The 25,648-nt window shown below is 65.7% G+C and carries 25 protein-coding genes; 9 read left to right on the top strand and 16 right to left on the bottom strand.

Going from position 1 to position 25,648, the window contains the following annotated elements:
* Nucleotides 1–93: 93 nt before the first annotated feature.
* The 7 genes from acpP to DWV00_RS20870 all read right to left on the bottom strand — a co-directional run bounded on the left by acpP (nucleotide 94) and on the right by DWV00_RS20870 (nucleotide 5,666).
* Nucleotides 94–333, bottom strand: coding sequence for an acyl carrier protein (gene acpP, locus DWV00_RS20840; protein WP_004197638.1), 240 nt, complete (start codon nucleotides 331–333; stop codon nucleotides 94–96).
* A 145-nt stretch (nucleotides 334–478) separates the two neighbouring features.
* A complete protein-coding gene (gene fabG / locus DWV00_RS20845) occupies nucleotides 479–1,228 on the bottom strand; it encodes a 3-oxoacyl-ACP reductase FabG (protein ID WP_115535496.1) in 750 nt (249 codons plus the stop codon).
* Nucleotides 1,229–1,250: 22 nt separating this feature from the next.
* Complete coding sequence (gene fabD, locus DWV00_RS20850; protein WP_115535497.1) at nucleotides 1,251–2,189, bottom strand: ACP S-malonyltransferase; 939 nt, start codon at nucleotides 2,187–2,189, stop codon at nucleotides 1,251–1,253.
* A 96-nt stretch (nucleotides 2,190–2,285) separates the two neighbouring features.
* The gene (locus DWV00_RS20855; RefSeq protein ID WP_115535498.1) at nucleotides 2,286–3,275 is read right to left on the bottom strand and encodes a beta-ketoacyl-ACP synthase III; all 990 of its coding nucleotides are present in this window, start codon (nucleotides 3,273–3,275) and stop codon (nucleotides 2,286–2,288) included.
* Nucleotides 3,276–4,379 (bottom strand): phosphate acyltransferase PlsX, encoded by a 1,104-nt coding sequence (plsX, locus tag DWV00_RS20860; protein ID WP_115535499.1) that lies wholly within the window; start codon nucleotides 4,377–4,379, stop codon nucleotides 3,276–3,278.
* Between the two features lie 329 nt (nucleotides 4,380–4,708).
* Entirely contained in the window at nucleotides 4,709–4,888 is a 180-nt protein-coding gene (gene rpmF / locus DWV00_RS20865; RefSeq protein ID WP_010105341.1) for a 50S ribosomal protein L32, read from the bottom strand.
* A gap of 109 nt (nucleotides 4,889–4,997) precedes the next feature.
* Nucleotides 4,998–5,666, bottom strand: coding sequence for a DUF177 domain-containing protein (locus tag DWV00_RS20870; RefSeq protein WP_115535500.1), 669 nt, complete (start codon nucleotides 5,664–5,666; stop codon nucleotides 4,998–5,000).
* Between the two features lie 330 nt (nucleotides 5,667–5,996).
* On the opposite strand from DWV00_RS20870, the gene DWV00_RS20875 reads away from it, so the two are divergent.
* Nucleotides 5,997–6,635, top strand: coding sequence for a Maf-like protein (locus tag DWV00_RS20875; protein ID WP_115535576.1), 639 nt, complete (start codon nucleotides 5,997–5,999; stop codon nucleotides 6,633–6,635).
* The gene (locus DWV00_RS20880; protein WP_115535501.1) at nucleotides 6,632–7,354 is read left to right on the top strand and encodes an SAM-dependent methyltransferase; all 723 of its coding nucleotides are present in this window, start codon (nucleotides 6,632–6,634) and stop codon (nucleotides 7,352–7,354) included. The genes DWV00_RS20875 and DWV00_RS20880 overlap by 4 nt, the downstream gene beginning before the upstream one ends.
* 73 nt (nucleotides 7,355–7,427) lie before the next feature.
* Here DWV00_RS20880 and DWV00_RS20885 read toward each other — a convergent pair whose 3' ends face one another.
* Genes DWV00_RS20885 through DWV00_RS20900 form a run of 4 tightly spaced genes read right to left on the bottom strand, consistent with a single transcriptional unit; the run spans nucleotide 7,428 to nucleotide 10,550 of the window.
* Nucleotides 7,428–8,438 carry a S49 family peptidase gene (locus DWV00_RS20885; RefSeq protein WP_115535502.1) on the bottom strand — a complete coding sequence of 337 codons (1,011 nt, stop codon included), beginning with the start codon at nucleotides 8,436–8,438 and terminating at the stop codon, nucleotides 7,428–7,430.
* A 36-nt stretch (nucleotides 8,439–8,474) separates the two neighbouring features.
* Nucleotides 8,475–8,882: a Rieske (2Fe-2S) protein gene (locus DWV00_RS20890; RefSeq protein WP_115535503.1), complete on the bottom strand. Its 408-nt coding sequence runs from the start codon at nucleotides 8,880–8,882 to the stop codon at nucleotides 8,475–8,477.
* Entirely contained in the window at nucleotides 8,879–9,538 is a 660-nt protein-coding gene (locus DWV00_RS20895; RefSeq protein WP_115535504.1) for an HAD-IIIA family hydrolase, read from the bottom strand. Before DWV00_RS20895 ends, DWV00_RS20890 begins: the two co-directional genes overlap by 4 nt.
* The gene (locus DWV00_RS20900; protein ID WP_115535505.1) at nucleotides 9,519–10,550 is read right to left on the bottom strand and encodes an RluA family pseudouridine synthase; all 1,032 of its coding nucleotides are present in this window, start codon (nucleotides 10,548–10,550) and stop codon (nucleotides 9,519–9,521) included. Before DWV00_RS20900 ends, DWV00_RS20895 begins: the two co-directional genes overlap by 20 nt.
* A 731-nt stretch (nucleotides 10,551–11,281) precedes the next feature.
* Between DWV00_RS20900 and DWV00_RS20905 the strand changes: the two genes are divergently transcribed.
* The 6 genes from DWV00_RS20905 to DWV00_RS20930 all read left to right on the top strand — a co-directional run bounded on the left by DWV00_RS20905 (nucleotide 11,282) and on the right by DWV00_RS20930 (nucleotide 18,794).
* Nucleotides 11,282–14,524, top strand: a complete 3,243-nt coding sequence (locus DWV00_RS20905; RefSeq protein WP_115535506.1) for an Rne/Rng family ribonuclease — start codon at nucleotides 11,282–11,284, stop codon at nucleotides 14,522–14,524.
* Between the two features lie 269 nt (nucleotides 14,525–14,793).
* Nucleotides 14,794–15,903, top strand: a complete 1,110-nt coding sequence (gene moaA / locus DWV00_RS20910; protein ID WP_115535507.1) for a GTP 3',8-cyclase MoaA — start codon at nucleotides 14,794–14,796, stop codon at nucleotides 15,901–15,903.
* A gap of 63 nt (nucleotides 15,904–15,966) precedes the next feature.
* Nucleotides 15,967–16,593: a molybdenum cofactor guanylyltransferase MobA gene (gene mobA, locus DWV00_RS20915; RefSeq protein ID WP_425452810.1), complete on the top strand. Its 627-nt coding sequence runs from the start codon at nucleotides 15,967–15,969 to the stop codon at nucleotides 16,591–16,593.
* 56 nt (nucleotides 16,594–16,649) lie between these two features.
* Nucleotides 16,650–17,963, top strand: coding sequence for a molybdopterin molybdotransferase MoeA (gene moeA / locus DWV00_RS20920; protein WP_115535577.1), 1,314 nt, complete (start codon nucleotides 16,650–16,652; stop codon nucleotides 17,961–17,963).
* Between the two features lie 65 nt (nucleotides 17,964–18,028).
* Entirely contained in the window at nucleotides 18,029–18,307 is a 279-nt protein-coding gene (locus DWV00_RS20925) for a hypothetical protein (RefSeq protein WP_115535509.1), read from the top strand.
* Nucleotides 18,308–18,311: 4 nt separating this feature from the next.
* Nucleotides 18,312–18,794 (top strand): GNAT family N-acetyltransferase, encoded by a 483-nt coding sequence (locus DWV00_RS20930; RefSeq protein ID WP_115535510.1) that lies wholly within the window; start codon nucleotides 18,312–18,314, stop codon nucleotides 18,792–18,794.
* 94 nt (nucleotides 18,795–18,888) lie between these two features.
* On the opposite strand, the gene DWV00_RS20935 is transcribed toward DWV00_RS20930, so the two are convergent.
* The 5 genes from DWV00_RS20935 to pncB all read right to left on the bottom strand — a co-directional run bounded on the left by DWV00_RS20935 (nucleotide 18,889) and on the right by pncB (nucleotide 24,892).
* Nucleotides 18,889–20,379, bottom strand: coding sequence for a DNA recombination protein RmuC (locus DWV00_RS20935; RefSeq protein ID WP_115535511.1), 1,491 nt, complete (start codon nucleotides 20,377–20,379; stop codon nucleotides 18,889–18,891).
* Nucleotides 20,376–21,365 (bottom strand): 2-hydroxyacid dehydrogenase, encoded by a 990-nt coding sequence (locus DWV00_RS20940; protein ID WP_115535512.1) that lies wholly within the window; start codon nucleotides 21,363–21,365, stop codon nucleotides 20,376–20,378. Before DWV00_RS20940 ends, DWV00_RS20935 begins: the two co-directional genes overlap by 4 nt.
* 23 nt (nucleotides 21,366–21,388) lie before the next feature.
* A complete protein-coding gene (locus DWV00_RS20945; protein ID WP_245964969.1) occupies nucleotides 21,389–22,777 on the bottom strand; it encodes a sodium:proton antiporter in 1,389 nt (462 codons plus the stop codon).
* A 146-nt stretch (nucleotides 22,778–22,923) separates the two neighbouring features.
* Nucleotides 22,924–23,595: a LutC/YkgG family protein gene (locus DWV00_RS20950; protein ID WP_115535578.1), complete on the bottom strand. Its 672-nt coding sequence runs from the start codon at nucleotides 23,593–23,595 to the stop codon at nucleotides 22,924–22,926.
* A 100-nt stretch (nucleotides 23,596–23,695) separates the two neighbouring features.
* Nucleotides 23,696–24,892: a nicotinate phosphoribosyltransferase gene (pncB, locus tag DWV00_RS20955; protein ID WP_115535514.1), complete on the bottom strand. Its 1,197-nt coding sequence runs from the start codon at nucleotides 24,890–24,892 to the stop codon at nucleotides 23,696–23,698.
* 288 nt (nucleotides 24,893–25,180) lie between these two features.
* Here pncB and fdxA point away from each other — a divergent pair, with 288 nt between their 5' ends.
* Nucleotides 25,181–25,504, top strand: coding sequence for a ferredoxin FdxA (gene fdxA, locus DWV00_RS20960; protein WP_115535515.1), 324 nt, complete (start codon nucleotides 25,181–25,183; stop codon nucleotides 25,502–25,504).
* Nucleotides 25,505–25,648: the final 144 nt, after the last annotated feature.

The following is a 25,648-nucleotide window of genomic DNA, read 5'->3' on the forward strand; positions in this document are numbered from 1 at the left end:
CCCTGTGAGCCCTGTGGCTAAGAATTCGGCACCAGCATCGGCATCCGGCGTGAAAACGCGTCAACCGCGGCCAGCGTGCAGCGCGGCCAGGCGTTAGGCCTTGACGTTTGCGCGCGCGTAGTCGATCGCTTGCTGGACCGTCGTGATCTTCTCGGCTTCCTCGTCCGGAATTTCCATGCCGAACTCGTCTTCCAGCGCCATCACGAGCTCGACCGTGTCGAGCGAGTCCGCGCCCAGGTCGTTCACGAACGAAGCTTCGTTCTTGATTTCAGCTTCGGCGACGCCCAGTTGTTCCGCGACGATCTTCTTGACGCGCTGTTCGATGTTGTCCATTACCCCTCCGAGGGAAAAAGTTCAAAAATCCAAGTGCGCGCATTTTAGCAGGTTTGCCTGTTCAAAAATGCGAGCTCAAGGCAAGGCTCCGCGCGCGCTCAAGAAGCGTTGTGCTGCCGTCGGCGCGGATAGTAAACGAAATTCGTTACGACATGAACATCCCGCCGTTCACGTGCAGCGTCGTGCCGGTGATGTAGCCGGCTTGCGGCGAAGCAAGGAACGCGACGGCATGGCCGATGTCTTCGGGGCTGCCGAGCCGGCCGAGCGGGATTTGCGTCTTGAGCGCGGCTTGCTGCTCTTCGGGCAGCACCTTCGTCATATCGGTATCGATAAAGCCCGGGGCGACGCAGTTGACGGTGATGTTGCGGCTGCCGATTTCGCGCGCGAGCGCACGCGTCATGCCGGCCACGCCGGCCTTCGCCGCCGCGTAGTTGAGCTGCCCCGGATTGCCGGTCGAGCCGACCACCGACGTGATGTTGATGATGCGTCCGCCGCGCGCCTTCATCATCGGGCGCAGCACAGCGCGCGAGAGACGGAACACGGCCTTCAGATTCGTATCGATGACGGCATCCCACTCGTCGTCTTTCATGCGCATCGCGAGTTGATCGCGCGTGATGCCGGCATTGTTGACGAGCACGTTCAGCGCGCCGAATTCCTTCACGAGCGAATCGATGAGGGTGTCGATCGCTTGCGCGTCGTTGACCTCGAGCACGACGCCGCGCCCGGCCAGGCCCTCGGCCGCGAGTGCTTCGCTGATGCCGGCGGCGCCGGCTTCGCTCGTCGCCGTACCGATGACGGTCGCGCCCTGCCGGGCCAGCACGAGCGCGATGGCCCGGCCGATGCCGCGCGAAGCGCCCGTCACGAGCGCCACTTGTTTATCGAGAGCTTTTTCCATGATGGTTCGGATGATCCGTAATTTATTCGCCGACGAGTTTCAGCACTTCGTCGAGCGACGCGGGATCGGTGACCGCCGCGCCCACGAGACTGCCGTCGATCCGCTTGGTCAAGCCCGCCAGCACTTTGCCCGGGCCGCACTCGATCACATGCGTCACGCCGTCCTTCGCCATCGCCTGCACGCATTCGACCCAGCGCACGGCGCCGGCTGCCTGGCGCACGAGCGCGTCCTTGATCGCGGCCGGCTCGGACACCACGGCCACGTCGACGTTGTTGACGACGGGAATTTGCGGCACTTTGATGTCGACGCTTGCCAGGTACTCGCGCAGTTGATCGGAGGCCGGCTTAAGCAACGACGAATGGAACGGCGCGGAAACCGGCAGCGGCAGCGCGCGCTTCGCGCCTTTCGCCTTGGCGAGCTCGCAGGCCTTCTCCACGGCGGCCTTGTGCCCCGCGATCACGACTTGCGCCGGTGCATTGAAGTTGACGGCCTCGACCACGCCGCCGCTTTCGCGCGCGCCCTCGGCGCACACCGCGCGGACGGTGTCGTCGTCCAAGCCCAGAATCGCAGCCATGCCGCCGACGCCCACGGGTACCGCCGTTTGCATTGCCTGCGCGCGAAAGCGCACGAGCGGCACGGCATCGCGAAACGCCAGCGCGCCGGCGGCGACGAGCGCCGTGTATTCGCCCAGGCTGTGGCCCGCGACGATCGCGGGCGCGGCGCCGCCGGCTTCGCAATAAGCGCGGTACATCGCGTAGGCGGCCGTCAGCATGACGGGCTGCGTGTTCGTCGTGAGATTGAGCTCCTCGGCGGGACCTTCGGCGATCAGCTTGCCGAGATCCTGGCCGAGCGCGTCGGACGCCTCCTGGAGCGTTTCACGGACGACCGCGCGATCGGCGAAGGCATTCAGCATGCCGACCGCTTGCGATCCCTGCCCAGGAAAAACGAACGCAAATTTCATATCGTCCCCAAATGTAAAGCTTGAAGTGCGCGGCGCGCGGGCTTGCCGGCCGGTAATTTCAACTGGCCGGCCACACTGCCGCGGGCACGCCGCGGATCAATACCGGATGACGGACGCGCCCCAGGTGAAGCCGCCGCCGACGCCTTCGATGAGCACGTTCTGGCCGCGCTTGATGCGCCCGTCGCGCACGGCGATATCGAGCGCGAGCGGAATCGACGCCGCCGAGGTATTGCCGTGCTCGCCCACGGTGACGACCATCCGTTCTTGCGGCACGCGCAGCTTGCGGCAGGTGTGCGTCATGATACGGATATTGGCTTGGTGCGGAATCAGCCAATCGACCTGGTCGGGCGTCAGATCGGCCTTTTGGAGGGCCTCGACGGCGACTTTCTCGAGCACGTTGACGGCCAGCTTGAACACGGCCTGCCCATCCATATGGAGAAAGGCGCTGCCCGCCACGATGCCGCCGTTGACGTGCCCCGGCGTGCACAAAATGTTGGCGTAGCTGCCGTCGGCGTGAAGCGCGCTCGCCAGCACGCCCGGTTCGTCGGACGCCTGCATGATCACGGCGCCGGCGCCGTCGCCGAACAGCACGCACGTCGTGCGGTCGTTGAAATCGAGAATGCGCGAGAAGGTTTCCGCGCCGACGACGAGCGCCGTGCGGTGCTGCCCGCTGCGGATCAATGCATCGACGGTGGCCACCGCATAGGCGAAGCCCGAGCAGACGGCCTGAATGTCGAACGCCGCGCCGTTGTTCTTGATTTGCAGCTTGTTTTGCAGCAGGCAAGCCGTGCTCGGAAACACGAAATCGGGCGTGGACGTGGCGACGACGATGAGGTCGATCGTCTGCGGATCGATGCCGGCGGATTCGATGGCGCGCTGCGCGGCGGCGAGCGCGAGATCGCTCGTCGTCTCGTTCGGCTCGGCGAAGTGGCGCGCGTGGATGCCCGTGCGCGCGACGATCCACTCGTCGCTCGTTTCGACCCCTTGCTTGGCGAGGCGATCCGCGAGCTCTTGATTCGTGACGCGGCCGGGCGGCAAATAGCTGCCGGTGCCGAGCACGCGGGAATAAATGTTCGATTGGGCCATTTATGCTTTCGAGGATACCGCGGCGTAGGGCTCGGCCGGACGGCCGGCGAGATTCGCGTGACCGGCGCCGCCCGCGTCGCGCGCTGCTTGCGCGAGCGGATCCGCGTTCTCTTGCATCGCTCGCGCCAGGCGTTCGAGGACGCCATTTTTGACGGCATCATACCCGCGTTTGATGGCCCACTCAAACGCATAGGCATCGGCCGAGCCGTGGCTCTTGATGACGAGCCCGCGCAGCCCGAGCAGCGCCGCGCCGTTGTATTGCCGATGATCGACGCGCTTCTTGAAGCGCATGAGCACCGGCAGCGCCAGGAACGCCATCAGTTTCGTGAGCAACGACCGCCCGAATTCCTCGCGGATGATCTCGGAGAGCATCTGCGCCAATCCTTCCGACGTTTTGAGCGCGACATTGCCAACGAAACCGTCGCACACGATGACGTCGGCCGTGCCTTTGTAGATGTCGTTGCCCTCGACGTTGCCGCGAAAGTTCAGCGTGCTGGCGCGCAGCAGTTCGCCCGCGCGCTTGATCGTCTCGTTGCCCTTGATGACCTCTTCGCCGATGTTCAGCAGGCCGATCGTCGGACGTTCCTTGCCTTCCAGCGCGGAAACGAGCGCGTGCCCCATCTCGGCGAACTGCAGCAGATGCTGCGGCTCGCAATCGACGTTGGCGCCGAGGTCGAGCATCATCGTGTAACCGCGCGGATTCGGCAGCGCCGAGGCGATCGCGGGGCGCTCGATGCCGGAGAGCGTCTTGAGCACGTAGCGGGAGACGGCCATCAACGCGCCCGTATTACCGGCCGAAATGCACGCTTGCGCCACCTCGTCCTTGACGAGATTGAGCGCGACGCGCATCGACGAATCCTTCTTCTTGCGCAACGCGACTTCGACGGGATCGTCCATGGCGACGACCTCGGACGCGGGGACAACCGTCAGCGCGGGATGATCGAGCGCCTTGCATTTCTTCAGTTGAGCACGAATCGGCGCTTCGAGCCCGACGAGCATCAACTCGGCATCGGCATGCGAACGAACGAAGCTGACCGCAGCGGGAACGGTCACGGACGGGCCGTGGTCGCCTCCCATGCAATCTATCGTGAGCTTTATGGTCATGGACTGCGACGAATTTCAGGCGCTATGCATGGGATCGCGGCAAGCGCTCCGCATGGGGCCGGAGTCAGTTCCAACGCACGAACTCCACCCGCCGGCGGACGCACCCACTGCGGCCGACCGCGAAGCATGAGACCAGAGTAAGTGCTCTGCCCGGGGATGAAGTGAGTGCTGACGCACCAACGCCGCCCTGTTGCAAAAGCGCTAACGCTGATCGACGCAAAAAAGCGGCAGATAAATGCCGCCTTTTTTGCTCGAGCCGGGAAAATGTCTGGCAAGCCGCTGCCGCGCACAGGACTGCCGGATTCGGCAACCGCCGCGCGCCGACGCGATTAGTCGTTCTTCGTCTTGACGACTTTCTTGCCGCGGTAGTAACCGTTCGGGCTGATGTGGTGACGCATATGCACTTCACCCGTGCTCGGCTCGACCGCGAGGGGAGTCGTCGTCAGGAAATCGTGCGAGCGGTGCATGCCGCGCTTCGACGGCGACTTCTTGTTTTGCTGGACTGCCATGGTAACTCCTAAAAATTTTCGGGATTCTAACACAGCCCGATCGGCGTAACGCCACTGGCCCAACGGCCGGCGCACCGCATCGCGCTAATACTCACATACTCAAAACGGCTCAATGCTTGTTGCCGCCCTCGCCGCCACCGCGCTTGAGCGCCTCGAGCGCGGCGAAGGGATTGGGCTTGCCCGCATCGCCGGGTTCGGCGGCACCGGACGCCGGATCCTCGCTCTCGCTTTCGTCGTCGCTCGGATCGCTCGCATGCTCACCGGCCGCACCCGAGACGAGACTCTCGTGCACCTGCGGGCAAACGTCGTGCTTGGGCACAAGCGGCAGCGACAGCAGCAGCTCTTCCTCGATCAACTCGACGAGATCGAATTGGCGCGAGCCCACGATCACATCGAGTTCGTCTTCGTCGAGCGGAAACTCTTCAGCTTCGGCTTCCGTCGCCACGAGCCGGTAAGCGGCCTCGACGTCGAAAGGCTGCTCGTACGGCGAAAGGCACCGCTGGCATTCGATCCACGCCGCGCCGTGCAGCGCGAGCCGCAGATACGGCTGCGCCGCTTCCGTTCCGTCGTCCTGCAACTCGGGCTGCGTCGAACCCTCCGCCTGCCACGTGAACAGCGTATCGCGATCTGGCGCTTCCGCCGGGACTTCGTTTAACATGCGCGGCAACTGCGAGACGCGCACCGCGCCGGCGGCCTGACGGCCGCTGCGCGCGAATTCGAAGATATCGAACGCGTGCGGATCGATGAGCCCGCCAGTCTTGCCGGATTGTTGGGACATGGTTCGCTCCTCGCTCCGCTCAGGTACCGCTTAAGTTCAGGGACTGCTTATTTTATAAGTATCGCCGAACCCGCTGTCTGCTTGCGCTTTCTGCTTGACTTCGTGCCCCACGGCGCCCGCGCACTTCAATCTGCTTCGACTTCGACGCGCTTTGAAAAACGCCCGAAACGTGGCTTGAAACGTCCTTGAAACGTCCTTGAAACGTCTTTGGACACCGTGAAAAGCCGGAAATTGTATTTGATTTACCTTTTGCAGTCAATCACTTAAATGATCCGATGCGGGGCCGCGACGCACGGCGCCAACGCCCCCGCATCGGACCGATTTCTCACCATGACCCTACACGCCTCCAGCGCCCAGCCACCCCGGCTGATCCTCGCCTCCAGCTCGCCCTATCGCCGCGCCCTACTCGAGCGCCTGCGGATCCCGTTCGACGTGTGCGTGCCGGCGCTCGACGAGACGCCGCTGGCCGCGGAAGCGCCGGCAGACACCGCGCTGCGGCTAGCGCAGGCCAAAGCACGCGCCGTCGCGGCCCGCGAGGCCGCCGCCGGGCCCGATGCCGCACCCACGCTCGTCATCGGCTCCGACCAAGTCGCGACCTTCGACGGCCTGCAAATCGGCAAGCCGGGCTCGCATGAAAAAGCATTCGAACAACTGCGCATGATGCGCGGTCGCGTCGTGGAGTTCCACAGCGCGCTGTGCCTGTTCGACAGTGCGCGCGAGTTCGCCCAGACGGAAGATGTCGTCACGCGCGTGCGCTTTCGCGATCTGCCGAACGCCGAACTCGAAGCCTACCTGCTCGCCGAAACGCCCTACGACGTGGCCGGCAGCGCGAAATCCGAAAGCCTCGGCATCGCCCTGCTGGAATCGATCGACTCGGACGATCCGACCGCACTCGTAGGCCTGCCGCTGATCGCCCTCACGCGCATGCTGCGCGAGGCAGGCTATCCACTCCTGGGAGGCGTTCGATGAGCGGCGTACTTTATTTAATCCCGAACGCGCTCGGCGACGGCGACGCCGACGCGCTGGCCACCGTCCTGCCGGCGAGCGTCATCGCGCGCACGGCCACGCTCGGCTACTTCGTCGGCGAAAACGCCAAGAGCACGCGGGCGTTTCTCAAGCGCGTGGGCGTCGCGCGCCCGATCCAGGAAATCGAGATTCGCGAGCTGAACGTGAACACGCCGGCCGGCGAGGTCGACAAGCTGCTGGCGCCCATCCTGGCAGGGGCCGACGGCGGGCTCGTTTCGGAAGCGGGCTGCCCGGCCGTGGCCGACCCCGGCGCGCTGCTCGTGCGGCGAGCGCATCAGCGCGGGGTCAAGGTCGTGCCGCTCGTCGGCCCGAGCTCCATCTTGCTCGCGCTGATGGCGTCGGGGCTCGACGGCCAGCGCTTCGCCTTCCACGGCTATCTGCCCGTCGACGCCGGCGAGCGCGCCAAGACGCTGCGCGAACTCGAGCAACGCTCGCGCAAGGGGCGCGAAACGCAGATCTTCATCGAAACACCTTATCGGAACAAGGCACTGCTCGACACGCTCGTCGCCAACTGCGCGCCGTCGACGCTGATTACGGTGGCGGTCGATTTGACGCTCGACTCGGAGCGCGTCGCCACACTCGCCGCGAGCGATTGGAAAAAGCAGGCCGGCGCGTTCGACATGCACAAACGGCCGGCGATTTTCTTGCTGCTGGCGAACTGAGGCGTGAGGCGGATGGCGCGCGGATGAGCGCCGCCGCATGCCGCTTTAGGCTGCGGCGCCGCGCCCACTGAACTCACTGAATCTTCCAGCCCCCGAGGACGAGCGCGTGAACGGCGCCCGCGCCGACCGCCGCACCGAACTTGCGCGCCAGGCGATCGGTGATCCCTTCCTTCTCGGTGTAATCGACGATGTCCGGCGCCTTGATGACTTCGCGCGCCACGTAGCCCGTATCGCCGTAGCCGTCGGCAAGCCCTAGCTCGATGCTCTTCTCTCCGGTCCAGAACAACCCCGAGAAGAGGTCGGGCGTCTCGTGCAGTCGCTTGCCGCGCCCTTGCTTGACCGCGTCGATGAACTGCTGATGGATCTGGTCGAGCATTTCCTGCGCGTGGGCGTCCATCGTGGGCGTATCGGGCGAGAACGGGTCGAAGAAGCCCTTGTTCACGCCGGATGTATGCAGGCGCCGCTGGATGCCCAGTTTGTCCATGAGCCCCGTGAACCCGAAGCCGTCCATCAGCACGCCGATCGAGCCGACGATGCTCGCGCGGTCGACATAGATCTTGTCGGCCGCCGCGGCGACGTAATAGCCGCCGGATGCGCACATGTCGCCGACGACGACGTACAGCGGCTTGGCCGGATACTTCTTGCGCAGCCGGTGGATCTCGGAATTGATGATTCCGGCCTGGACGGGCGAGCCGCCGGGGCTATTGATATAGAGGATGACGCCGGCCGAATCGGTGTCGGCGAATGCGCGCCGCAGCGAGCGGTCGATATCCTTGGCGTTCGCGTTGGTATCGGAGGCGATTTCGCCCTCGAGCGAAACGAGCGCCGTATGCCGGCCCGTCGCCACCGCCTTTTCGTGCGATGCGCTGAAGATGCCCACGACGATCAGCAGCAGCGCGGCGAGAAACGCGAACCGGAAAAAGATCTTCCAGCGGCGGGCGGCCCTCTGCTCGTTGATCGCGGCCAACGCAATCCGCTCGAGCGCCGCGCGCTCCCAGTTCGGTTCGGACGGGGCGCCACTGGCGCGCGGCCGCGGCTGCGGCTCGAAGGGGGGCTGCGATTCAGGCGTGTGTTGGTCGGCCATGGGTTCTCGGTTGTCCGTTGTTATTCGGAAAAGCGTTCAGCATCGTTGCTCATCGGCCGGCGCCGGCTGCAGATCGCCATCCGGCAGCCAGAAGACGGCGCGGCCCTCGGGGGTGTCGCGCTCTTCGACCTCGATCCGGCGCAGCCGCGCCCCGCGGCACGGACCGCCGACGCAGCGCCCGGTGTCGGGAGCATAAATCGCGCCATGCGTGGCGCACATCAAGTATAAGCCCGACGATTCGAAGAACTGGCCCTCGACCCAGTCGAGTTCCATCGGCACATGGGCGCACCGGTTCAGGTAGCCGTAGACATGCCCGTCGTAGCGAACGAAGAACACGACGGCGTCGCCGTCGAGATAGCGCGCCGCACGCCGCACGCCTGCGCCGCCGTCGACGAGATCGCCTGCGGCGCACACGCGCATGGCCTGCCGCTCGCCCGCGTTCATGCGTACTCCCGCAGCCAATCGCCGAGCGCGCCCACGCTGTCGGCGACGAAACGCGGCTCGAGCTTGGCGAGCGACTCGGCCGGGTGGGCGCCGTAGGTGACGGCGACGCCGGCCGCGCCGGCGTTCACGGCCATTTGGAGATCGTGCGTGGTATCGCCGATCATGACCGTTCGCTCGAGATCTTGCCCCAATTCGCGCGTGAGCTCCTGCAGCATCGCGGGATGCGGCTTCGAAAAGGTTTCGTCGGCGCAGCGCGTGCCGTCGAACACGCTCGTGAGCCGCACTTCGTCGAGCGCCCGGTTCAGGCCGACCCGGCTCTTGCCCGTGGCCACGGCCAGCAGATAGCCCTGCGAGCGCAGCTCGGCCAGCAGTTCGCGCACGCCGTCGAACAGCTCCGTCTGTGCGTCCTTGACCAGATAATGGAAGCGATAACGCTCGGCCAAGCGCGGGTAGTCGGCCGGATCGAGCGTGGGCGCGGCGATCTGCAGCGCATCGCGCAAGCCGAGACCGATGACGTAGCGCGCGGCGTCGTCGGCCGGCACGGGCAGCCCGAGGTCGCGGCAGGCGGCCTGGATGCTGCGCGCGATGTGCGCCGTCGAATCCATAAGCGTGCCGTCCCAGTCGAAGACGATGAGGTCAAATTGCTGTCGGGGCATCGGGGTGCGTCTCGTTGCGCAAGTCAGTCAGTTGATCGAGGAAACGCCGGCACTCGTCCGGCAGCGGGGCGGAAAGCTCCATTGGCTCGCCCGTGATCGGATGCGTCAGACGCAACCGATGCGCGTGCAGGAACATGCGCTTGATCGACGGACGCGCGTTCGCTCGCGCGAGCGCCTTGTTCAGCGCGAAGTCGCCGTACTTCGCGTCGCCGACGATCGGCAGCCCCAGGTGCGCCAGATGGACGCGGATTTGGTGCGTGCGGCCCGTCTTCAGTTCGGCCTCGACAAGCACGTACCCGGGCCAGTGCTCGACGAGGTTGAACACCGTGTGCGAGGGCGAGCCGTCCGGCTGCACGCGCACCCTGCGCTCGCCTTCCGGCGTCAGGTATTTGTAAAGCGGCTCCTTGACCGCGCGCCTGCGCCCCCAGCCGCTTTCCCATTGCCCGTGAGCGCACGCGTAATAGCGCTTGTCCATCCGGTTTTCGCGGATCTGCTCGTGCAGGCCGACGAGCGCCGCCCGCTTCTTCGCAAGCAACAAGATACCCGACGTTTCGCGGTCGAGCCGGTGAACGAGTTCCAAGAACTTGCCGAGCGGACGCGCCTCGCGCATCTGCTCGATCACGCCGAACGCGATGCCGCTGCCGCCGTGAACGGCGACGCCGCAGGGCTTGTTGATCGCGATGAGGTACTCGTCCTCGAACAGAATCTCGAAATGAGCCGGCGGCACCGGCACCGCCGGGCCGGACTCGAATGCATCGGACTGAGCGACGCGGATGGGCGGAACGCGCACGATGTCGCCCACCGCGAGCCGGTATTTGGCGTCGACGCGGCCCTTGTTGACGCGCACTTCCCCGCTGCGCAGGATCCGATAAATATGACTTTTCGGGACGCCTTTACAGACACGCAGCAAAAAATTGTCGATGCGTTGCCCGGCGACACCGTCGTCCACCTGTATCATCGAGACCTGGTCGGGTGCGACCGATTTCTGGGATATTTTGCCTAACTCATTCATTCTGAATATAATTTGCCCAGCCATCCGTGCGTGTCGCCATTTTTCGCGGCCCCTCGCCCGGATTGTGCAGGGTGATGCAAGAACCTGTTATTTTACTTGCTTGGCTGCACCCAAGGGCCGGTTGCTCGCCCTGAATCGAGTAGCAACGAGTTGCACGCACGGCATCCATCGCGGCAGGGACGTCGCCCATAGGCGCGTTCGGTCCGGTCGATGCCGACGGTAACGGAATTTTGGTAAAAAAGAATTTATCAGGCGAGCCTCGGCAGTATCGCTCGATGTCGAGCGAAACCAGGCTCCCGATAGCGAAACCTACGGCGAGCGCCCCTAGGTGTTCCGCGTGAAGCGGGATACTCGGCGACGTCAAAAAATTGGCTAGACACGCCGCGTGGCGTATCGAGCATGCATCGGGCTTCGCACCGCCACACGCGGCGCGGCTTTCCCGGGTCCGGCACGGGCATCGAACGGTGCGCCGGATTCCTGTGTGGATCACCCGAGCGCTCGGCACACGCCCCGTGTCGCGCCGTTATTTGAAGCCGTGTTCGCATGCGCCCATGCGGCTCGCGGCCTTGATCGGCCATACCGAGTCCTCTCAGGCAATTCTCCCCGCCATCGTTCCCGCTCCAGCGTGCTTGTGAAAACACAATAAGGATGCGGCGCGCACTCCCTTGCGTCGCTCGGCCGGATTCGTTCCGGCTGGGCTTTGCATGGCGACGCCGCTCTGGAGCCGTTCAATGAAACGCATGTTGTTCAATGCGACGCAGCAGGAAGAGTTGCGCGTCGCCATCGTCGATGGGCAAAAACTCATCGACATCGACATCGAAACCGCCGGGCGCGAACAGCGCAAAGGCAATATCTACAAGGGGATCGTGACCCGCATCGAGCCGTCGCTCGAAGCGTGTTTCGTCAACTACGGGGAAGACCGCCACGGCTTCCTGCCGTTCAAGGAAGTTGCCCGCCAGTACTTCAAGGAAGGCGTCGACATGCGCTCCGCGCGCATTCAGGACGCCTTGCGCGAGGGCCAAGAGCTCATCGTTCAGGTCGAAAAGGAAGAGCGCGGCAATAAGGGCGCAGCCCTGACCACGTTCATCTCGCTCGCCGGCCGCTACCTCGTGCTGATGCCGAACAACCCGCGCGGCGGCGGCGTCTCGCGCCGCATCGAGGGCGACGACCGCCAGGAACTGCGCGAAACGATGTCGCAGCTGCAGCTGCCCGACGGCATGAGCATCATCGCGCGCACGGCCGGCATCGGCCGCAGCGCCGAAGAACTGCAGTGGGACCTGAACTACCTGATGCAGCTGTGGCGCGCGATCGAAGCCGCCTCGCAAAGCGGCCAGACCGGTCAGCCGATGCTGATCTATCTGGAATCGAGCCTCGTCATCCGCGCGATCCGCGACTACTTCCAGCCCGATATCGGCGAAATCCTCATCGATACGACCGAAATCCATGACCAGGCCCGCGCCTTCATGGATATCGTGATGCCGGACAACGTCGGCAAGGTGAAGCGCTACCACGACGACGTGCCCCTCTTCTCGCGGTTCCAGATCGAGCATCAGATCGAAACCGCGTACTCGCGCACGGTGCCGCTGCCCTCGGGCGGCGCGATCGTCATCGATCACACCGAAGCGCTCGTCGCGATCGACGTGAACTCGGCGCGCGCCACAAAGGGCGCCGATATCGAGGAAACGGCCACGCGCACGAACCTCGAAGCCGCCGACGAAGTCGCCCGCCAGTTGCGCCTGCGCGACCTCGGCGGCCTGATCGTGATCGATTTCATCGACATGGAATCGGCCAAGAGCCAGCGCGAAGTCGAGCAACGCCTGAAAGACGCGCTCAAGCACGACCGCGCGCGTGTGCAGATGGGCAAGATCTCGCGCTTCGGCCTGATGGAGCTGTCGCGCCAGCGCCTGCGCCCCGCCCTGTCCGAAGGCAGCCATGTCACCTGCCCGCGCTGCAACGGGACGGGTCATATTCGCGATACGGAATCGTCCGCGCTGCAAGTGCTGCGGATCATTCAAGAAGAGGCGATGAAGGAAAACACCGCGGCGATCCACTGCCAGGTGCCGGTCGAAGTCACCGCCTTCCTGCTCAACGAAAAGCGTCAGGAAATCAACAAGATCGAGTCGCGCTTCAAGGTGGGCGTCGTCCTCATTCCGAACAAGCATCTCGATACGCCGCACTACAAGCTCGAGCGCCTGCGTCACGACGATTCGCGTCTGGATGAGCCGCGCGCATCGTGGAAGATGGCCGAGGAAGCCGCTCGCGAACTCGAATCGGAGACGGCCTACAGCAAGCGCGCCGAAGAAGTGAAGCCGAAGCAGGAAGCCGCCGTCAAGGGCATCACGCCCGAGCGGCCCGCGCCGAGCGCACCGGTGCGCCCGCAAGCCGCGGCCGCGCCGGCCGTCGCCGCAGCCGCCCCGCGCACGGGCGGATTCTTCGGATGGATCAAGAGCCTGTTCGGCGGCGCCCAGGGCGCAGCGCCGGCGCCGGCACCCGAGCCGGCTCAACCGGCACGTCCGGCGCGCGCCGAACGCGGCGAGCGTCAAGAGCGCGGCGGTGATCGCAACCGCAACCGCCGGGGCACCGGCGGACGCGAAGGCGCGGCTCGTACCGAATCCGCCGTCGGCGGACGCACGGGCCAGCAGCAGCAGCAGCAGCCGTCGCAACGCCCGCCCCGCGAGCAGCGTGAAGGTAAAGAAGGCCGTGAGGGCCGCGAAGGTCGAGGCGAGTCGCGCGAGCGCGGGCAAGAACGCGCCGAGGCAGTCGAAGCCACGGCGCGCGGCGAACGCCAGGAGCGGCGCGAACGCGGTGAGCGTGCGGAGCGCGGTGAGCGTGCGGAGCGCGGTGAACGCGGTGAACGCGGTGAACGCGGTGAACGCGGTGAACGTCCCGAGCGTAGCGAACGCGGCGAGCGCGGTGTCGATCGCGCTGAGCGCGGCGAGCGGCAAGAGCGTCCCGAGCGCGGTGAACGCCGCAAGCCGCAGGCCGAGGTAATCGCGGAAGCCGCCGCACGTGTCGAGGCACAAACCGCCGAAGGCGCGGTGGTGGACGGAGTACCCGCCCCCGACCAGGAAACCGCGGCACGTGACGGCGAAGAGCGTCGTCGCCGCCGCCGCGGCCGTCGCGGTGGCCGTCGCGAGCGCGAGGAAGAAGGCGTGAACGCAACGCTGGCCGCCGACATGGCCGAAGCCGAAGGGTCCGCGTCCGCCGTGCAGCCGCAAGAGGCACCCGCTCTCGAAGCAGCAGGCGAAGCGCATGAACAAGCTCCGGCACATGCACACGCGACGATCGCCGAGGCTGCCCCGCAGCAAGCCGAAGCGCACACCGAGGACGTCGTGGTCACACCGGTACCGACGCACGCGCCGATCGCTACGCCGCTGCCCGAAGCGCCGGCCACTGCGGCGGCGGCTCCGGTTGCTCCGGTAGCGTCGGCCCCGAGCGAGACGGAAGCTGCCCCGGTAGCACCGGTAGCGCCGGCCCCGAGCGAGCCTGAGGCCACGCCGGTCGAGCATGCCCACGCCATCCCGGCCGCACCCGCCGCGCCCGCGCCGCTGGCCGCAGAGCCCGAGTCGGCGCTCACGCACGTCATCGAAGCCGTGCCCGCCCCCGCGCCCGTCGTCGAACCGACGCCTATCGTCGAGCCGACCCCGGTCGTTTCGGCGGAGCCGGTCGCGAGCGCGGCATCGGCCCCCCTCGAAGCCGCCAGCGCCGTCACGGAAATCGTGCAGCGGCCCGCGTCGATCGAAGTCGCGACCAAGCCGAGCCCGCGGGCAAACGGCTTGTCCGCCGCCGATCTGAAGCCGATGCTCGAATCGGCGGGCCTCGTCTGGGTCAATACCGACGCCGACAAGCTGCGCGCCGCCCAGGAAGCCGCCGCGCAAGCGCCCGCCCCGGCACGCGTGCCGCGCGAGCGCAAGCCGCTGCCGCCGGCCGACTCGACCCCGATGCAGCAGGTCGAGACGCACCGGAACGCCTAAACCGCATCCTCAGCTTCCGAAGCGCTCAGGCGCTCGTTAGCTTGACAAGCCCGCCCTTCGTGGCGGGCTTTTTTTCGGCTCGCCATGAACGTACCCTAAAAGATTAGACCGACGTCCAACTTTTAGGGTACGGTTCACGAGCGGGCGCTGTTCATCCATCCATGGAAATACGTCACATTTTTGACGTTATCCGCACCATCGGGCGGGCAATGCCCGCCGGCTTCGAAGCGTTCGGATAGAATGGGCTTCTGCTCGTTTTTTGCTTCATCATGTCTCGTCGCATCATTCCCGTCGCCGATGTCAGCGCGATACCCGACATCGCCGGAACGCCGCTCGCCGCGCGCGGGACGCTCGCCGATCAGCTCGCCAGACCGCTGCGCGACCTGCGCATCTCCGTCACCGATCGCTGCAACTTCCGCTGCGTCTATTGCATGCCGCGCGCCGTCTTCGACAAGGACTATCCATTCCTGCCGCACAGCGCGCTGCTGACGTTCGAGGAAATCGAACGGCTCGCACGCGTGTTCGTCGCGCACGGCGTCGACAAAATCCGTCTTACGGGCGGCGAGCCGCTGCTGCGCAAGGACCTCGAACGTCTGATCGAACGGCTCGCGGCGTTGAGCACGCCGGACGGACGGCCGCTCGACCTCACGCTGACGACCAACGGCTCGCTGCTCGAACGTAAAGCGCGCAGCTTGAAAGACGCCGGACTGACCCGCGTGACCGTCAGCCTCGATGCGCTTGACGACGCCCTGTTCAGGCGCATGAACGACGCCGACTTCGCCCCGAGCGCGGTACTCGACGGCATCGCGGCCGCGCAGGCGGTCGGGCTCGCGCCGATCAAGGTGAACATGGTCGTCAAGCGCGGCACGAACGACGGCGAAATCGTGCCGATGGCGCGGCACTTCAAAGGCTCGGGCACGGTCCTGCGTTTCATCGAATACATGGACGTCGGCACGTCGAACGGCTGGAACATGGCGGAAGTGCTGCCGTCGGCCGATGTCGTCGCCCGCATCGCCGAACATTTTCCACTCGTGCCGCTCGAAGCCCACACGCCGTCCGAGACGGCGCAGCGCTGGGGCTATGCGGACGGCGGCGGCGAAATCGGCGTCATTTCGAGCGTCACGCGCGCCTTCTGCGGCACCTGCACGCGTGCACGCCTATCGACGGAGGGCAAGCTGTACCTCTGCCTGTTCGCCTCGGGCGGCCATGACTTGCGGGCGCTCGTACGCAACGGTGCCACCGACGACGAGATCGCCACGGCTATCGGCCGCATCTGGCAAGCGCGCGAGGATCGCTACTCGCAGCTGCGCGGCAGCGCCGCCGCCGATGCCGCGCGCAGCGGCAACGGGCCCGTCGAGATGTCGTATATCGGCGGTTAGCGCCCCGAGGCCAAGCCCGCCATGGCGAATCCATCACCTACCGCGTCGCCCATGCGTTCGCGCATGACCGGACTGCTCCTCGCCGGCGGCCGCGGCACACGCATGGGTGGCGCCGACAAGGGCCTGCAGCCGCTGGCGGGCGAGCCGCTCGCACTGCACGTCGTCCGGCGCATCGCCGAACAAGTCGGCCCGCTGCTGATCAGCGCGAATCGCCATCTCATCGACTACGCTCGGCTGGGCGCGCCGTTCGATGCGCGCGTCGTTCAAGACGCAACCCGCGATTTTCCGGGGCCACTGGCCGGGCTGTTGGCTGGGCTGCGCGCGGCGTCGACCGAGTTCGTCCTGTGCGTGCCGTGCGACACGCCCGCCTTGCCGGCCGATCTGGCAGTGCGGCTACTCGCCGCACTCGACGCCAACGAGGCCGATGCCGCCGTCGCGGCGACTGTCGACGCGATAGGACAGGTCTCGCTCCACCCCGTCGTCGCGCTCGTGCGCGCAACGCTCGCCGACGATCTAGCGGCCTACCTCGACGCCGGCGAACGCAAGGTTCGCACGTGGTACGCGCGCCACAAGCACGTCGAAGTGCCGTTTGCGGACGAGCGCGCGTTTTACAATGCCAACTCTTTGCATGATCTCGCCGATCTCGAACGAACGCTCGACGCGCCACGCCGAGCGCGACAGCTAGATTAGATCGACCGAGACACGCGGTGACAGGCCCGCCCGGCGCGCGCCGCGCCCCATCTTCGATGACGATCTCCAACGACACCTCCGGCCAAGCTCGCGCGGCCGCACCGAATCCGCTTCCCGTCGACGCCGCGCGCACCCTCATCCGGCAAGCAGTCAGGCCCGTCGAGGCGGTCGAGCGCGTCGCCTTGCGCGCGGCGCTCGACCGAGTGCTGGCCGAGAACATCGTCTCCCCGATCGACGTCCCCGCGCACGACAACGCCGCGATGGACGGCTACGCGTTCGACGGCGCCGCGCTCTCGGGCAGCGGCGCTGCCGCGGAGGGCCAAGCGCCGTTCACGCTCGTCGTGGCCGGCGAGGCACGCGCGGGTCATCCGTTCGACCGAGCCTGCGGCCTGGGCGAATGCGTCAGAATCATGACGGGCGCGCCGATGCCGGCCGGCTGCGATACGGTCGTGCCGCAAGAACTCGTCACCCGGACCGGCTCCAACGTCGCGTTCGATACGCGGCAGATCGTACGCGGCGCCAACTGCCGGCGAGCCGGCGAAGACCTCGCGCGTGGGCGCGCCGCGCTCGAAGCGGGCCGCATCCTGCGCCCGGCCGACCTCGGCCTGCTCGCGTCGCTCGGTGTCGCGGAAGTCGCCGTGCGCCGGCGCGTGCGCGTCGCGTTCTTCTCCACCGGCGACGAACTGCGCTCGGTCGGAGAGCCGCTCGATACGGGCTGCGTGTACGACAGCAACCGCTACACGCTGTACGCGATGCTCACGCGCATGAACGTCGAGGTGCTCGATCTAGGCGTCGTCCGCGACGAACCCGGCGCGATCGAAGCCGCACTGCGAGCCGCCGCCGCATGCGTCGACGTTGTGCTGACCTCCGGCGGCGTGTCGGTGGGGGATGCGGACTTCACCGCACGCATGACGGCAACGTTCGGCGACGTCGCGTTCTGGCAGCTCGCGATGCGGCCCGGACGCCCACTTGCGTTCGGCCGTCTATCGGCGGGTGCCCACGCCTCGAGCGAGGGCGGCGCACTCTTCTTCGGACTGCCCGGCAATCCCGTTGCCGTCATGGTCTCGTTTTATCAGTTCGTGCGCGGCGCGCTAATCGCAATGTCGGGCGCGAACGCACCAGGGCCGCTACAATTTGCGGCCGCGAGCAGCGCGCCGATCAAAAAACGGCCGGGACGCACCGAGTTTCTGCGCGGCGTTGCCACGCGCGACGGCGCGGGCCAATGGAGCGTGGTGCCCACGCCCGCGCAAGGGTCCGGCGTCCTCAGTTCGATGAGCCGAGCCAATTGCTTCATCGTACTGGGCCACGACCAAGGCGACGTCGCGGCCGGCGCACCCGTCGACATCATCCCCTTCGAAGGGCTCGTCTGACCGGGGCGCAACGCCAACCGCCCAATTTCCGGATAGCACATCGTCTCTCAACGAGGCCTAGACCAATGAAAAAACAAATCCTATCGATCGCGCCGGGACAAACCGCCAAGGCGCTCATCCTCGTCTACGTCATTTTCAGTACGCCGATCGTCCTGCTCGGCACACTCGTGACGTATTTGCGCCAGGGGTCGGTCGAGATCGGCACGATCTTCTTCAGCGCCCTGCTGCTCAATGCGATCCTCGGCTTCGTGCTGCTCTGGATTGCCTGCCACGTCTACAACTGGGTGGCTGATCGCTTCGGCGGCATCGAAATCGTCTTGTCCGACGCACCCGAGGAAGCCTAACGTCATGGCCGATGTCATTCGCAACGCCACGCCGCTCGACATTGCCGGCGTGTTCGGCTTGATGCGTGAGCTAGCCGAATTCGAAAAACTGACGCACTTGTTCGTGGCGACGGAGGACATGCTGCGCGATGCGCTATTCGGCGCGCGTCCGGCAGCGGAAGCGCTCGTTGCCGAGCAGGACGGCAAGATAGTCGGCTACGCGCTCTACTTCCAGAATTTTTCGACGTTCCTCAGCCGGCGCGGCCTCTATCTCGAAGATCTCTACGTTCAGCCCGCGCTGCGCGGCAGCGGAGTCGGGACGGCACTGCTGCGCCGCGTCGCGGCGATCGCCGTCGAACGCCAATGCGGACGCTTCGAGTGGTCGGTCCTCGACTGGAATCAGACCGCCATCGATTTCTACACGAAGATGGGCGCGACGGTGCTGCCCGATTGGCGCATCGTGCGTGTCACCGACGAGGCCTTGAACCGGCTCGCCGGCGCAGCCTGAAACATCGCGCGCGGCGCAAACACGCCGCAACACCGCAGGCACGTATCACCGCGCGGGCCGGGCCGCGAAGCCGTACCCGCGTTCACGCCATAGTTCAGGCCTCGGGCTCTTGCTGGCCCGAGCCAGTGTCGCCCAGCAGCCCTTCCGCGTGTTCGCCGGGCAGCGCTTCCACTTCCCGAAGCTTCGTATTCATCACCCGCGTGCGGCGTTCGGCCGCCTCGATCGAGCGCGTCACCGTTTCGAGCTGCGATTTCGTCTTCGCCAGAACATCGCCGAACTTGCCGAACTCGGTCTTCACCGCGCCGAGCACCTGCCACACCTCGCTCGACCGTCTCTCGATCGCCAGCGTGCGAAAGCCCATCTGCAAGCTGTTCAAGAGCGCCGTCAGCGTCGTGGGCCCGGCAATCGTCACGCGATAGTCGCGCTGCAATTGATCGCTGAGCCCCGGGCGGCGCAGCACCTCGGCATACAGCCCTTCGGTGGGCAAGAACAGCAGCGCGAAATCGGTCGTATGGGGCGGCGCCACGTACTTTTCAGCAATCGTGCGCGCCTCGGCCCGCACGCGTGCTTCCAACGCGCGCGAGGCTTCGTCGACGGCCGCCGGATCGGCGCGCTCCTGTGCATCGATCAAGCGTTCGTAGTCCTCGCGCGGAAACTTCGCGTCGATCGGCAGCCAGACGGGCGCGGCCGTGCCCTGCCCGCTTGCGCCTTCCGTCCGCCCCGGCAGCTTGATGGCGAATTCGACGCGCTCCGTGCTCTTCGGCACCGTCGCGACGTTCTTCGCGTATTGATCGGGCGTCAGCATCTGCTCGAGCAATGCTTCGAGCTGCACTTCCCCCCAGGTGCCGCGCGTCTTCACGTTCGTCAGCACCTTTTTCAGATCGCCGACGCCGGCCGCAAGCGACTGCATCTCGCCTAGCCCGCGGTGCACCTGCTCGAGCCGGTCGGACACGAGCTTGAAGGATTCGCCGAGCCGCTGCTCGAGCGTGGCGTGGAGCTTTTCGTCCACGGTGCGGCGCATCTCCTCGAGCTTCGTCGCGTTGTTCGCTTCGATATCCTTGAGCCGTGCCTCGAGCGTCGCGCGTACTTCGGCGAACCGCCGGTCGTTCGCTTCGACGAGCTGCGCGAGCTGCTGAGCCAGGGTATCGCCGAAGCGCTTGAGCACCGCCGCTTGCTCGTCGCGCGATTCGTGCGCGTGCCGCTGCAGGCTGTCGCGCATCGCGCCGAGTTGAGCCGCGTTCGTCTCCGTCAGTTGCACAAGGCGCTTGGCAAAACCGTCGATCTGCTGATTCTGCACGGTGGCCACGCTCGTCAATTGCGCGGCAAGCGTCTGCTGAAACTGCGCGAAACCGCCGCCGAGTTCGGCGCGGGAAAGGCGCGAGGTTTCGGCCATCTCGCCGCGCAGCTCGCGCTCGAGCCGCTCGTAAGCCCGGCCCTGCGTCTGACCCGTCGCTTCGATACGTTGACCGAGCTCGGCGAACGCCTCGCGCTCGTTCGTGCGGCTCGCGCTTCGGACCGAGATCGCCAAAGCGACGGCCAGCAGCACAACGGCACAAACGAGCGCCGCCATGAGAATCGTCGTCATGAACGCGCGCGTCCCAACACTTCGGGGTTGATCGGATTGGGCGGCTGACCCGCGCGCGGCCCCATGCCGAGCGCGGCGATGAGATTGTCGGCCGCGAGATTGGCCATCGCCCGGCGCGTGGATTCGGTCGCGCTCGCGATATGCGGCGTCAGCACGACGCTAGGCGCGGTCAGCAACCGCGGATGCACGCTCGGCTCGCCCTCGAACACGTCGAGCCCGGCGGCGGCGATGCGGCGCTCGTGCAGCGCATCTGCCAATGCGGCATCGTCGACGATACCCCCGCGCGCGATGTTCGTCAGCGTCGCCGTGGGCTTCATCAGCGCCAGTTCGGCCGCGCCGATCGTATGGTGGCTTTGCACGCTGTACGGCACCACGAGCACGACGTGATCGGCTTGCCGCAGCAGATCATCCTTCGACAGGTATTGAGCCCCGAGCTCCGCCTCGATCTGCGGCGCTACCCGCGAGCGGTTGTGATAGACGACGCGCATCGAAAAGCCGCGCGCCCGGCGCGCGAGCGCCTGTCCGATCCGCCCCATGCCGATGATGCCGAGCGTCGAGCCGTAAACATCGGCGCTGAGGAAACCGTCATAGCGCCACGCGCCCCACTTGCCCGCGCGCAGCCAATGTTCGCTTTCGGTGACGCGCCGCGCCGCCGCCATCATCAGCGCCCAGCCGAAATCGGCCGTCGCTTCGTTGAGGACATCGGGCGTGTTCGTCGCGACCACGCCCGCGGCGTTGAACGCATCGATGTCGAAGTTGTTGTAGCCGACGGCCATATTCGCAACCGCGCGCAAGCGCGGGGCCGCCGCGAAAATCGCCGAGTCGATCCGGTCGCCCGCGGTCAGCGCGCCGTCTTTATCGGCAAGCCGGCGTGCGAGCTCGTCGAGCGGCAACGCGGGCCCGTCGTTCCAATCGACATCGAAGTACTGCCTCAAACGCTCGACGACGTCGGGAAAGATCGGACGCGCAACGAGAATCTTCTGCATGGATATCACCCTTCCTTCCGAATTCAAAAGAACAGCCACGTCGTGAGCAGGAACACCGGGATCAGCACGGCGGCCGACCATCCGAGGTAACCGAAAAAGCTCGGCATGCGCACGCCGCGCGACTCGGCGATCGCCTTGACCATGAAATTCGGCGCATTGCCGATATAGCTGTTCGCGCCCATGAACACCGCGCCCGCCGAAATGGCCGCGAGCGTCGAAGCACCGGCGTTCATCAACACGTGTGCATCGCCGCCCACGAGATTGAAGAACACGAGGTACGTCGGCGCGTTATCGAGAAACGACGACAGGATACCCGTCGCCCAGAAGTACATGGCGTCGATGGGCCGGCCGTGGCTGTCCGTCACGAGATGCAGCACCGAGGCGAACACGCCGTTCTCGCCCGCCCGCAGCATCATGACCACCGGTGCGATCGTAATGAAGATGGCCCCGAAGAGCTTCGCCACTTCCTCGATCGGCGCCCAGGTGAACGCGTTGCCCGTGCGCGCCGTACGCGGCGTGATGAGGAGCGACACCAGCGTCAGCACGGCGAGCGACGCGTCGCGTACGACGTCTTGCAGAGCGAGATGCGCGCCGAAGACATGGAGCACGATGCCCGGCTTCCATAGTCCGCTCATCAGGACAAGCCCGATCACGATCGCGAGCAGCACGAAGTTTCGCTTGCCCTCGACGACGATGCCGGCCGCCTCCGGCGCCGGGTCGAGTTCCGGCGCGCGCGCTTCGCCGGGACGACGGTAGTAGTAGGTGTCGATCAGGTAGAACAGCGCGAGCAGCACCGCGCAGATGAACAGCATCGGCAACGCGAGATGGCGCGTCGTCCAGAAGAAATCGACGCCGTTCAGAAACCCGAGGAACAGTGGCGGATCGCCAAGCGGCGAGAGCGAGCCCCCGGCGTTCGCGACGAGAAAAATGAAGAAGACGAAGACATGCACGACGTGCTTGCGATTCTCGTTCGCGCGCAGCACCGGCCGAATCAGCAGCATCGCCGCGCCCGTCGTGCCCATGATGCTGGCCAGCGCCGTGCCGAGCGCGAGCAGCGCCGTATTGACGCGCGGCGAGCCATGCAGCGCGCCGCGCACGCAGATGCCGCCCGCGACCGTGTAGAGCGCCGTCAGCAAGACGATGAACGGGACGTATTCGGCGACGAGGGCGTGGGCGAGCGCATCGGCGGCCGCCCCGATGCCGAATGCGTAAGCGAACGGCGCGAGAAAGGCCATCGCCCATGCGGCCGAGATCTTCCCGAAATGGCGATGCCAGAACTGCGGCGCGATGAGCGGCAAGAGCGCGATCGAGAGCAAAATGCCAGCGAACGGCAAGGCCCAATGCGGCCCCAACGACGCGCCGTCCGGCATCGCCGACGCTGCCGACGCTGCGCGAGACCAGCCGGCAACCATCACCACAAATGCACTCGCCGCCGCCTTGCTCGCGCAAGCGGCCTGTCCTTCAGTCATGCCCTTCCTCTTGGTAGTTCGTGAAGCAGGAGGCGACGAACCTCGCCCCGGCTAAGATGCCGGTGCCGGTGCCGGTGCCCGCACTCAGTTCACGCGCCGCGCACGACGATCGTATGCACGCGATAAGGGCCGTGTGCCCCGAGCACGATCGTTTGTTCGATATCGCCGGTGCGCGACGGCCCCGATACGAAATTCACGGCACGCGGCAACTCGCCGCGCTCCAGGCGCATCAGCGCGTACGCCTCCTCGTGCCCGGCCACGATGCGCGAGGCGGGTACGACGGCGATATGCGTCTCGGGCAGCAATGCCATCGACGCTTCGGTTTCGGGCCCCGACAGCAGCACGAGCGAGCCCGTTTCGGCCGTCGCGCAAAAACATCCCGTGATGCCAACGAGATCGCTGTTCTCGGGTTTGCGGAATTCGATCGAAAGGCCTGCCTGCTCCCACGGCAGCGCTTGCAGCGCGGCCCAGGCGACGGCGCGCGGCGCGACGCCGAGCTGTGCCAAATAGCGTACGGCCGCGGCCGGCACCTCGTCGAGCGATTCCACGAGTTCGACGGTGCTCGCCATGAGCCGCGCTGCCTCGACGAAGTGCGCCGTGAGCCCCTCGCGATCGGACGGCATCTCCGGGCGCGGGCCCTGCGGATGCCGCGCGAGGTAATCGGCAACGGCCTCGCGCTCGCCCGGCTCGGGCTCCCCCGAACGGCCCGAGGCCGAGCGGATTCGAGCGAGAATGTTGCGCCGCGCCGCCGATGTATCCATTGCATTCCCCGTCTTGAGCCGAACGAATGGCCGATTATACGAGCCTTCTTTTTTGGGATACATCGGCCGATCGGCCGAAAAAACGATGTCTCGGACCGCCTCAGGCAGGGCCGTCGTCAACGTTCGTTTCGATCCCGAAAACTTGCCGCAGATAGGCCAGATACGCCTTGTCGTCGCACATGTTCTTGCCCGGCGAATCGGACAGCTTCGCGACGGGCTGCCCATTGCAGCGAACCATCTTGATGACGATTTGCAGCGGGCTGTAGCCGAGGTCGTTCGTGAGATTCGTGCCGACGCCGAAGGCGAGCCGGCAGCGGCCGCGGAAGCGCTCGTAGAGCTGCAGCACCTTCGGGATGTCGAGCGCGTCGGAAAACACGAGCACCTTCGTGCGCGGGTCGCAGCGGTTCTCTTCGTAGTGCCGCAACAACCGCTCGCCCCATTGGAACGGATCGCCCGAATCGTGGCGCGCGCCGTCGAACAGCTTGCAGAAGTACATGTCGAAGTCGTTCAGAAACGCCTTCATGCCGTAGACGTCGGACAGCGCGATGCCGAGATCGCCACGGTACTCCTTGGCCCAGTGCTCGAAGCCGTACGTCTGCGAGTCGCGCAGCCGCGGCCCGAGCGCCTGACAGGCTTGCAGATACTCGTGCGCCATCGTCCCGAGCGGCGTCAAGTTGTGCTTCTTCGCGTAGAAGACGTTGCTCGTGCCCGCGAACTGCTCGCCGATGCCGGCCATGAGCGTGAGGATCACTTCCTCGTGCCAGCGTTTCGAGAAGCGCCGGCGCGTGCCGTAATCGGCGATCTTGCAATCGGCGAATTCGGGGCGGGCGCCGAGCAGCGTGACCTTCTCGGACAAGCGCGCTCTCCCGATCGCATAGTCCGGGTCGCGCTGCGTATTGCGGAAGTAGACCTCGTTGACGATCGCGAGCACGGGAATCTCGAACAGGATCGTGTGCAGCCAAGGGCCCTGGATCGAAATCTCGATCTCGCCGTTGTGTTTGGGCGACGCCTCGATCGAGATGTACTTCTCGTTCAAATGGAACAGCGCGAGAAAGTCGATGAAGTCGCTCTTGATGAAGCGCATCGCCCGCAGGTAGTCGAGTTCGTCTTCAGCGAAGCGCAGTTCGCACAGCTTGCTCACTTCGTCGCGAATCTCCTCGATATAGGGCACGAGGTTCACGTTCGGCGTGCGGCAGCGAAAGCGATATTCCACGTTGGCCGCGGGAAACTGATGCAGGACGACCTGCATCATCGTGAACTTGTAGAGATCCGTGTCGAGCAGCGAGGTGATGATCATGGTCTTAACCGAGGCACGCGGTCGGGCGGCACGCCGTGCGCCGCCCATCTCCGATGGGATCGCCGCATGTTACCGCACGGCGGCGCGCGGTGGGCGAGCGCGGCGCGAACTCGCGCGCGATGTGTACGGGATACGGGCCCCATCCCGGGAATACCGGCCCCATCCCATAAACTAATCACGAATCGATCTAAACGGGATGAAGCCCCCCGGCACATCGTGGCGAGAGCGTTAAGTTACAATACGCCGTTTGCTAATTCGCATTTTCCCCAGATACCTGCAGGAGCTTGAATGACTCACGTTGTGACCGAAAGCTGCATCAAATGCCGCTATACCGACTGCGTCGACGTCTGCCCGGTGGACTGCTTTCGCGAAGGTCCCAACTTCCTCGCGATCGACCCCGATGAATGCATCGACTGCGCCGTGTGTGTTGCCGAATGCCCGGTGAACGCGATCTACGCCGAGGAAGACGTACCCGGCGATCAGCAACAGTTCACCCCGCTGAACGCCGAACTCGCGAAGATTTGGCCGAGCATCACGAAAACGAAGTCGCCGCTGCCCGAAGCGGACGAGTTCAAGGATATCCAGGAAAAGCTCCAACTCCTCGAGCGATAAGAGGCTGCCGCGTCCGCGCACGGGTGTTCGCCGGTGCGGCGCGATACCCGACCGCTCGCATGCGACGGCTCGACCGCGGCGATGGGCCAGACGCTGGAACCGTCGCGAAGATGCCTACGGGTATTGACAGGGCGAGAGTCAGTA

The organism is Trinickia dinghuensis, assembly GCF_003367175.1.
In the GTDB taxonomy this organism is placed as follows: Bacteria; Pseudomonadota; Gammaproteobacteria; order Burkholderiales; family Burkholderiaceae; genus Trinickia; species Trinickia dinghuensis.

Excerpts from the sequence above, each read along its gene's own strand:
- acpP (WP_004197638.1), bottom strand. The coding sequence starts at position 333 with ATGGACAACATCGAACAGCGCGTCAAGAAGATCGTCGCGGAACAACTG.
- fabG (WP_115535496.1), bottom strand. The coding sequence starts at position 1,228 with ATGGAAAAAGCTCTCGATAAACAAGTGGCGCTCGTGACGGGCGCTTCG.
- fabD (WP_115535497.1), bottom strand. The coding sequence starts at position 2,189 with ATGAAATTTGCGTTCGTTTTTCCTGGGCAGGGATCGCAAGCGGTCGGC.
- DWV00_RS20855 (WP_115535498.1), bottom strand. The coding sequence starts at position 3,275 with ATGGCCCAATCGAACATTTATTCCCGCGTGCTCGGCACCGGCAGCTAT.
- plsX (WP_115535499.1), bottom strand. The coding sequence starts at position 4,379 with ATGACCATAAAGCTCACGATAGATTGCATGGGAGGCGACCACGGCCCG.
- rpmF (WP_010105341.1), bottom strand. The coding sequence starts at position 4,888 with ATGGCAGTCCAGCAAAACAAGAAGTCGCCGTCGAAGCGCGGCATGCAC.
- DWV00_RS20870 (WP_115535500.1), bottom strand. The coding sequence starts at position 5,666 with ATGTCCCAACAATCCGGCAAGACTGGCGGGCTCATCGATCCGCACGCG.
- DWV00_RS20875 (WP_115535576.1), top strand. The coding sequence starts at position 5,997 with ATGACCCTACACGCCTCCAGCGCCCAGCCACCCCGGCTGATCCTCGCC.
- DWV00_RS20880 (WP_115535501.1), top strand. The coding sequence starts at position 6,632 with ATGAGCGGCGTACTTTATTTAATCCCGAACGCGCTCGGCGACGGCGAC.
- DWV00_RS20885 (WP_115535502.1), bottom strand. The coding sequence starts at position 8,438 with ATGGCCGACCAACACACGCCTGAATCGCAGCCCCCCTTCGAGCCGCAG.
- DWV00_RS20890 (WP_115535503.1), bottom strand. The coding sequence starts at position 8,882 with ATGAACGCGGGCGAGCGGCAGGCCATGCGCGTGTGCGCCGCAGGCGAT.
- DWV00_RS20895 (WP_115535504.1), bottom strand. The coding sequence starts at position 9,538 with ATGCCCCGACAGCAATTTGACCTCATCGTCTTCGACTGGGACGGCACG.
- DWV00_RS20900 (WP_115535505.1), bottom strand. The coding sequence starts at position 10,550 with ATGAATGAGTTAGGCAAAATATCCCAGAAATCGGTCGCACCCGACCAG.
- DWV00_RS20905 (WP_115535506.1), top strand. The coding sequence starts at position 11,282 with ATGAAACGCATGTTGTTCAATGCGACGCAGCAGGAAGAGTTGCGCGTC.
- moaA (WP_115535507.1), top strand. The coding sequence starts at position 14,794 with ATGTCTCGTCGCATCATTCCCGTCGCCGATGTCAGCGCGATACCCGAC.
- mobA (WP_425452810.1), top strand. The coding sequence starts at position 15,967 with ATGACCGGACTGCTCCTCGCCGGCGGCCGCGGCACACGCATGGGTGGC.
- moeA (WP_115535577.1), top strand. The coding sequence starts at position 16,650 with ATGACGATCTCCAACGACACCTCCGGCCAAGCTCGCGCGGCCGCACCG.
- DWV00_RS20925 (WP_115535509.1), top strand. The coding sequence starts at position 18,029 with ATGAAAAAACAAATCCTATCGATCGCGCCGGGACAAACCGCCAAGGCG.
- DWV00_RS20930 (WP_115535510.1), top strand. The coding sequence starts at position 18,312 with ATGGCCGATGTCATTCGCAACGCCACGCCGCTCGACATTGCCGGCGTG.
- DWV00_RS20935 (WP_115535511.1), bottom strand. The coding sequence starts at position 20,379 with ATGACGACGATTCTCATGGCGGCGCTCGTTTGTGCCGTTGTGCTGCTG.
- DWV00_RS20940 (WP_115535512.1), bottom strand. The coding sequence starts at position 21,365 with ATGCAGAAGATTCTCGTTGCGCGTCCGATCTTTCCCGACGTCGTCGAG.
- DWV00_RS20945 (WP_245964969.1), bottom strand. The coding sequence starts at position 22,777 with ATGGTTGCCGGCTGGTCTCGCGCAGCGTCGGCAGCGTCGGCGATGCCG.
- DWV00_RS20950 (WP_115535578.1), bottom strand. The coding sequence starts at position 23,595 with ATGGATACATCGGCGGCGCGGCGCAACATTCTCGCTCGAATCCGCTCG.
- pncB (WP_115535514.1), bottom strand. The coding sequence starts at position 24,892 with ATGATCATCACCTCGCTGCTCGACACGGATCTCTACAAGTTCACGATG.
- fdxA (WP_115535515.1), top strand. The coding sequence starts at position 25,181 with ATGACTCACGTTGTGACCGAAAGCTGCATCAAATGCCGCTATACCGAC.